Annotated in this window: 7 protein-coding genes; 2 read left to right on the top strand and 5 right to left on the bottom strand. The window is 33.7% G+C overall.

Annotation, left to right across the window (positions count from 1 at the left end; translation table 11 throughout):
• The 5 genes from AC06OU_RS03575 to AC06OU_RS03555 form a co-directional block, all read right to left on the bottom strand.
• Positions 1–1,226 (bottom strand): DUF4129 domain-containing protein (locus AC06OU_RS03575; protein WP_475854029.1); only part of this gene is annotated, 1,226 nt, incomplete at its 3' end.
• Entirely contained in the window at positions 1,216–2,373 is a 1,158-nt protein-coding gene (locus AC06OU_RS03570; protein ID WP_475854028.1) for a DUF58 domain-containing protein, read from the bottom strand. The genes AC06OU_RS03575 and AC06OU_RS03570, both read right to left, overlap by 11 nt.
• Entirely contained in the window at positions 2,373–3,311 is a 939-nt protein-coding gene (locus AC06OU_RS03565) for an AAA family ATPase (protein ID WP_475854027.1), read from the bottom strand. Before AC06OU_RS03565 ends, AC06OU_RS03570 begins: the two co-directional genes overlap by 1 nt.
• 19 nt (positions 3,312–3,330) lie before the next feature.
• Positions 3,331–3,507 carry an aspartyl-phosphate phosphatase Spo0E family protein gene (locus AC06OU_RS03560; RefSeq protein WP_169358892.1) on the bottom strand — a complete coding sequence of 59 codons (177 nt, stop codon included), beginning with the start codon at positions 3,505–3,507 and terminating at the stop codon, positions 3,331–3,333.
• 113 nt (positions 3,508–3,620) lie between these two features.
• Complete coding sequence (locus tag AC06OU_RS03555; protein WP_298471831.1) at positions 3,621–3,809, bottom strand: hypothetical protein; 189 nt, start codon at positions 3,807–3,809, stop codon at positions 3,621–3,623.
• A 632-nt stretch (positions 3,810–4,441) separates the two neighbouring features.
• Here AC06OU_RS03555 and AC06OU_RS03550 point away from each other — a divergent pair.
• Positions 4,442–4,630: a YkvS family protein gene (locus tag AC06OU_RS03550; RefSeq protein ID WP_144537802.1), complete on the top strand. Its 189-nt coding sequence runs from the start codon at positions 4,442–4,444 to the stop codon at positions 4,628–4,630.
• A gap of 125 nt (positions 4,631–4,755) precedes the next feature.
• On the top strand, positions 4,756–5,367 hold the full coding sequence (locus AC06OU_RS03545) for a lysostaphin resistance A-like protein (RefSeq protein ID WP_475854025.1): 612 nt from the start codon (positions 4,756–4,758) through the stop codon (positions 5,365–5,367).
• Positions 5,368–5,384: the final 17 nt, after the last annotated feature.

The following is a 5,384-nucleotide window of genomic DNA, read 5'->3' as shown; positions in this document are numbered from 1 at the left end:
ATTATTTTTTTTATTTTATCCAGTTCTTCTATAAAAATATCCGCCTGTTCTTCTCCTACCATGTGACCACCATATCTTACTTCTTCATATGTAGAAAAGAATTCACCTTTTACCTCCCATGACATTCTTTTAAACCATTCCCTAACAGTTTCACTCATTTCTCTCTTGTACCCTAATGATGTTGCCTCTTTTTCAAATTCTAAGTACAGGTCTCTCAGGAATGAAGCTTCAACTTTATAAATGGTACGTTGATTTAATAATTCTTCTTCCTCAATAGCCAAATTATCATTTTTATAAATAAAATTATTCCCTTCTTGTTGCATAGGAAATTCTATTTTCTTTTTGATAACATAAGTAATGATTAAAAGTATTACTATACCTAACGCCCCAAATAGGATCCACTCTATTGGAAATGAAGAAGCAATTGCTTCCGATTTATCTTCAAGTAAACCATCCATTATACCGTCATTTGCTAAAATATCATGTTCTTGTTCCTCTGCAGGTTCGCTGAATAAATTACTCAAATATTCTGCCAGTAAATTGAACAAAGGTGTCAAAGGCAACATCACAATAGTAAACAACCCCTGGAGGATCACATTTAAAAGTTGTCTCATTGGGGTAAAAATTAAATAGGTTAAGAAAGTTAAAAGAAATATAACTGACAAACCAACTAAATAGTATAGTGCAAATTGGTTTAACGATTCTTTTGTATGACTGTAACTTTTTCTCCAAACACTAAATAACCTTAACCCTACAAAGAAAATAACTCCTCCTATAAAAACACCATATAAAGAGACTTTATAATTTTCGATTACAAGCATAAAACAAACCAAGTGGACAGAGAAAAATACCATTAAAGACAGTAAGGCAAAAGGATTATCACTGTCCTCGTCCAACTGAATGACATTGTATCTATAATGTAAGCAACACACAGATATTAGAACCCCAATACAATATAGCCAAAAGGGACCTCCAACTAAAAAGAGGATAAGTAATGACACCGTAGGAATAATAAATGCGATGATTAAACTAGGTCCAAACTTCGAAAAAGTATACTGGGCAACTATCCCCATAAAAATTTGGATACCAATCCATAGAATAGGCAAACTTACCAAAGTCTCATTTAACAATAGAACAAAGAACAAGCTAACAATCCACATATCCTTCAGGTACTTTTCATAGGACAATTTTTGTACAGGGAAAGTTTGAGTGGAGTTATTTAACATAATCTCCCTCCTCTTGCTCAGTTAGATATGTTACAATTGCCTTCTGCTCCCATGAGGTTAATATGGAATAATACTTCTCCATATTATGAGAAAAAACTCGAACAGACACCGGCATTTCCTCATGACTATCAATATATTTAATAATGTTTTCAAATGGTATAGTGATATTGCTAACCGATAAAATAGAAAGTAGCTCTAAAGCATTTAGTCTATGTACATCACCAGTGCCTAAAGGAACAAATACAAATGGTCTCTTTCCTGATGCTCGAATATTTAAGCCAAATCCAAAGGGAACATTTGCCTTATAACAAGCTTCCACATTAGATGCTAGCCACTCTATCTTCTCCTCAAAATCATGAACCATCCTATACCCATCTGCAAGATTAACTAAAAATAATACCGATACATTAGTAACTTTTGTAAAAATTTTGGTTTGAAGCTGCTGTGTCCTTGCACTTGCTTTCCAATGAATATGATTAAACTGATCACCTTGTTCATATTCTCTAGTACCAACAGGGAAGAATGGGTCAACAAACAAAGAAGAATTTAACTCCAGCTCTCCAGGCTTAAGTCGAGTAGGAAGAAATTCTTCTTTAATTGGATAGATAGTTGGATAAACTATCGCATCCATTAATATGTATGGTTGGTATTTCAGAATAATGGAACCATCCGTTAATGGATGAGGGATATTAATATCTATACCTCTAAACCTTGAAAGACCTCTTCTACTACCAACTATGGGTACTTGTATCGTAACTGTTTTATTGTATCCAATAGAAAAAGGAACATTCACCTCAAAAAATCCCGAAGATGAAATATTATTGGCTCTAACTGGAGCAACTGAATCCTGGAATGCTATTGTAATGGTGCCATTCCAAATAGGCATACCTTTATTTTTAAAAGTCAGTTCAAAATGTGAGGTAGTCCCTTTCATTAATCTAACTCTTTTTTTCTCATTTATTAAAGTAAGTCCACTACCAACTTTTTGAAAGTAAAGCAGTTGAATCAACACGAAACATAACAAAAAGATAATAATAACGAAAAGTACATGCTGGTTAAAGATAAAAAGAAATCCCGCACTGATCAGCAATATATCCCTATATATTTTTATATACTTATAGTTTATATCGTTACGTTTCCACGTCATTATGTACTAGCCTCTACGGGTACTTCAATTTCTTTAATCAATTCTGTCACAATACTAGATATTTCATGGATTAGCATTCCTTGTGAGGACAATCTAAGGCGATGCAAACAAACAGGATCTATGATGTTCTTTACGTCATCAGGTGTCACATACTCCCTACCATTAATAAAGGCGTGGGCTTTAGAAGCCTGTAGCATAGCTAAAGAAGCTCGACTACTTAACCCTAGTTCTATGTACGGATGTTTTCTCGTACCTTGGACAATTTGTATGATGTAAGTAAAAATGTCTTCATGAACTTGAATGTTGTTTACTTGCTTAGACCATTCTTCAATTTTCTCAAGAGACACCACTTGCTTTGTTTTAACTTTTCCAGGAGCTTGACCAAAATGTTTTAAAATGTAATTCTCTTCCTTCATGGTTGGATAACCAATATTAAGCTTAAAAAGAAAGCGGTCTAGCTGAGCAGCAGGTAACTGGAAGGTACCTTGCTGTGATTCTATTGGGTTTTGTGTAGCAATCACCATAAAAGGATAAGGTAGCTTAATAGTTTCACCATCAATTGACACTTGTTTCTCTTCCATCGCCTCTAAAAGACTGGACTGAGTTCTTGGAGTGGCACGATTAATTTCATCTGCAAGCAAAATGTTACTCATTACTGGACCTATCCGCAGAATAAACTCCTGTTTCTGAGGGTGAAAGTAACTAATTCCTGTTACATCTGAAGGAAGAACATCGGGAGTAAATTGTATTCGTTTAAACTCTCCTTGAATGGCTTCTGCAAAAGATTTAGCCATCATTGTTTTTCCTGATCCCGGTACACTTTCTAATAGCACATGGCCTTGAACTAACAAACCCATTAACATAAAATCGATTTCTTTTTCTCTACCTATAATGGACTGGTTCAATTCTTTTTTTAGTTTGATTAACGCTGAATCCATTTATATCTTCTCCAATTTACTAGTCGATTTGTTTAGATGTGCTTAGCTGTTTAACTTGGGAATGAAACTCGTTAAGTAAATGATCTAGCTCTTCACTTAATCGAATAGTTTCCCTATTAGTTACACCATTTTCTATCGCAGATTGAATCATCTTTTCTCTTGTATATTCTAGCCTTTTTAGAATAGATTCCATCATTAGAAAACTCTCCTTTTGAAAATTGTATATTTCCCTCTACTATCTATACATAAACCACTTATACTAATCAGAATATACCGACAATTTAAAGTAAAGTAATGTACTTCAGCACATTAACTTCTTGGATGCGTTAGATAAGTATATATTATATCTCCACCTTGCATCGCATTACCACTAAAGTGTTTAAAATCTTCTCTTTTTACAAGTACTTCTCTAAATGCTAAAAACTCTTCCTTAGTGACGTGAATTTGATCTACCATCCCACTTTTTAGCGCGTTAAGTTGTTCATCTATCGATTGCATGTTTATATCTCCTTATATTTCAAATAAATGGGTTAGTTTTATATAGCTTTGTTAGAGTTATTGGTTGATTTTGACTAACCATTCTTTTTTTTAGTGACTGTATACATTATAAAAGGGACATTCAAATGACTACTAAGATTATAAATAGATAATGAAATGGGACTGGGTACCGTTTTTCGGCTTTATTTATGCGAGTAAATTTATTCGCACTTATCGATGCATTAAAGCTGTTCCCATTTATTGATTGGAGCGACAGACGGCGACTCCAGCGGGATGAGTGAGACAGATCAGACATCACAACCACGCGCGCTAGCGATGGGTGATGGCTTATCGCTCACCCCGCGGAAAGCGTCCGGCTGGGGCGGAAATCAATTCTACTTTCTGATTAATAGATTTCTTTACAGTAAATCAACCATACTCTTTAACATAGCCTTTTATATTTACGATTCCTCTGAAAAACATAACAATTATAGAATGCCTCCTAAACTGAATTCCTCATGTATTATTGAAAAGTAGTATTTTAATATCAGTCAAAATGTATAGTTTTAAAACTTTTGATAAAAATACTTTACGTACATCTTTTTTTAGGGCAAACTGTATTATATTATGTTCTTAAGGGGATGGGACAATCTATGAAAATCGCTGAAGTCGGTAACATTATTGAGTTTAAAGATGGTCTTCAAGGTATAGTAGAAAAAGTTAATGAGAATTCTGTCATAGTTGATTTAACTTATATGGAAAACTTTAACGAGCTTGAACTAGAAGAAAAAACGGTAATCAACCATAAGCGTTATAAGATATTATATAGCAATGAAGATTAAACGTCATGCCGTTCCTCTCCATGAGATGAACGGTTTTATTTCTAAGTAACAGGCAATTCTTTTTCCTAGACCGTCATAAACTCTATACTTCTCTTTTTTTGTGACTATGGTAAGGATGTGCATATATGAATAATCGAAAACTTTTTATAGGACTAGTAATATCACTAGTATTAGCTTTTGTTTTTACTTGGGTTACGTTTAATAATAAAGACGTATTTTGGTATTTCTATTCGTTTACAACACTTTTTTTAACGGCTTCTGCTTTTTATTTTTCAAAATTAGAAGACCAGCTGAAAACGTTTAACTATTTATTTTGGGGTATAGTATATGGTATAGGAACTTACTTCTTGTGCTTTTTAGGTATTCAGCTACTGGAGCTATTACCGTCTAAAGCTACGAAAGAAGTTTCTCGTTTCTTTGGTGTATTTGCACCTTCTGCTTTATGGCATTACATTTTATTGTTCTTCATCATTATTCCTGGAGAAGAATTTTTCTGGCGTGGTTTCATCCAAAATGCAGTGAAAAACTGGTTCTCTCCTGCTCTCGCTATACTAATTAGTTCCATTTTATATGGAGCATCCTTTATAGTGAGTGGTTTCTACATTGGTGTTTTTTTTGCTATTATTGTAGGAATCATTTTTGGATGGCTTTACGAAAAGAAAAAAAGTATGCCGCTTAATATTGTAGCCCATATTGTATTTCTTTTAATGCTGTTCCTGGTGCTACCACTAATATGAAAGTTATGTAAACCATA

It is taken from the genome of Psychrobacillus sp. (assembly GCF_056205495.1).
This window is presented reverse-complemented; position numbering and strand designations above follow the sequence as displayed.

Bases quoted from the DNA above. Each gene is read 5' to 3' on its own strand.
- AC06OU_RS03550 (WP_144537802.1), top strand. From the start codon at position 4,442: ATGAAAATCGCTGAAGTCGGTAACATTATTGAGTTTAAAGATGGTCTT.
- AC06OU_RS03570 (WP_475854028.1), bottom strand. From the start codon at position 2,373: ATGACGTGGAAACGTAACGATATAAACTATAAGTATATAAAAATATAT.
- AC06OU_RS03545 (WP_475854025.1), top strand. From the start codon at position 4,756: ATGAATAATCGAAAACTTTTTATAGGACTAGTAATATCACTAGTATTA.
- AC06OU_RS03560 (WP_169358892.1), bottom strand. From the start codon at position 3,507: ATGATGGAATCTATTCTAAAAAGGCTAGAATATACAAGAGAAAAGATG.
- AC06OU_RS03565 (WP_475854027.1), bottom strand. From the start codon at position 3,311: ATGGATTCAGCGTTAATCAAACTAAAAAAAGAATTGAACCAGTCCATT.
- AC06OU_RS03555 (WP_298471831.1), bottom strand. From the start codon at position 3,809: ATGCAATCGATAGATGAACAACTTAACGCGCTAAAAAGTGGGATGGTA.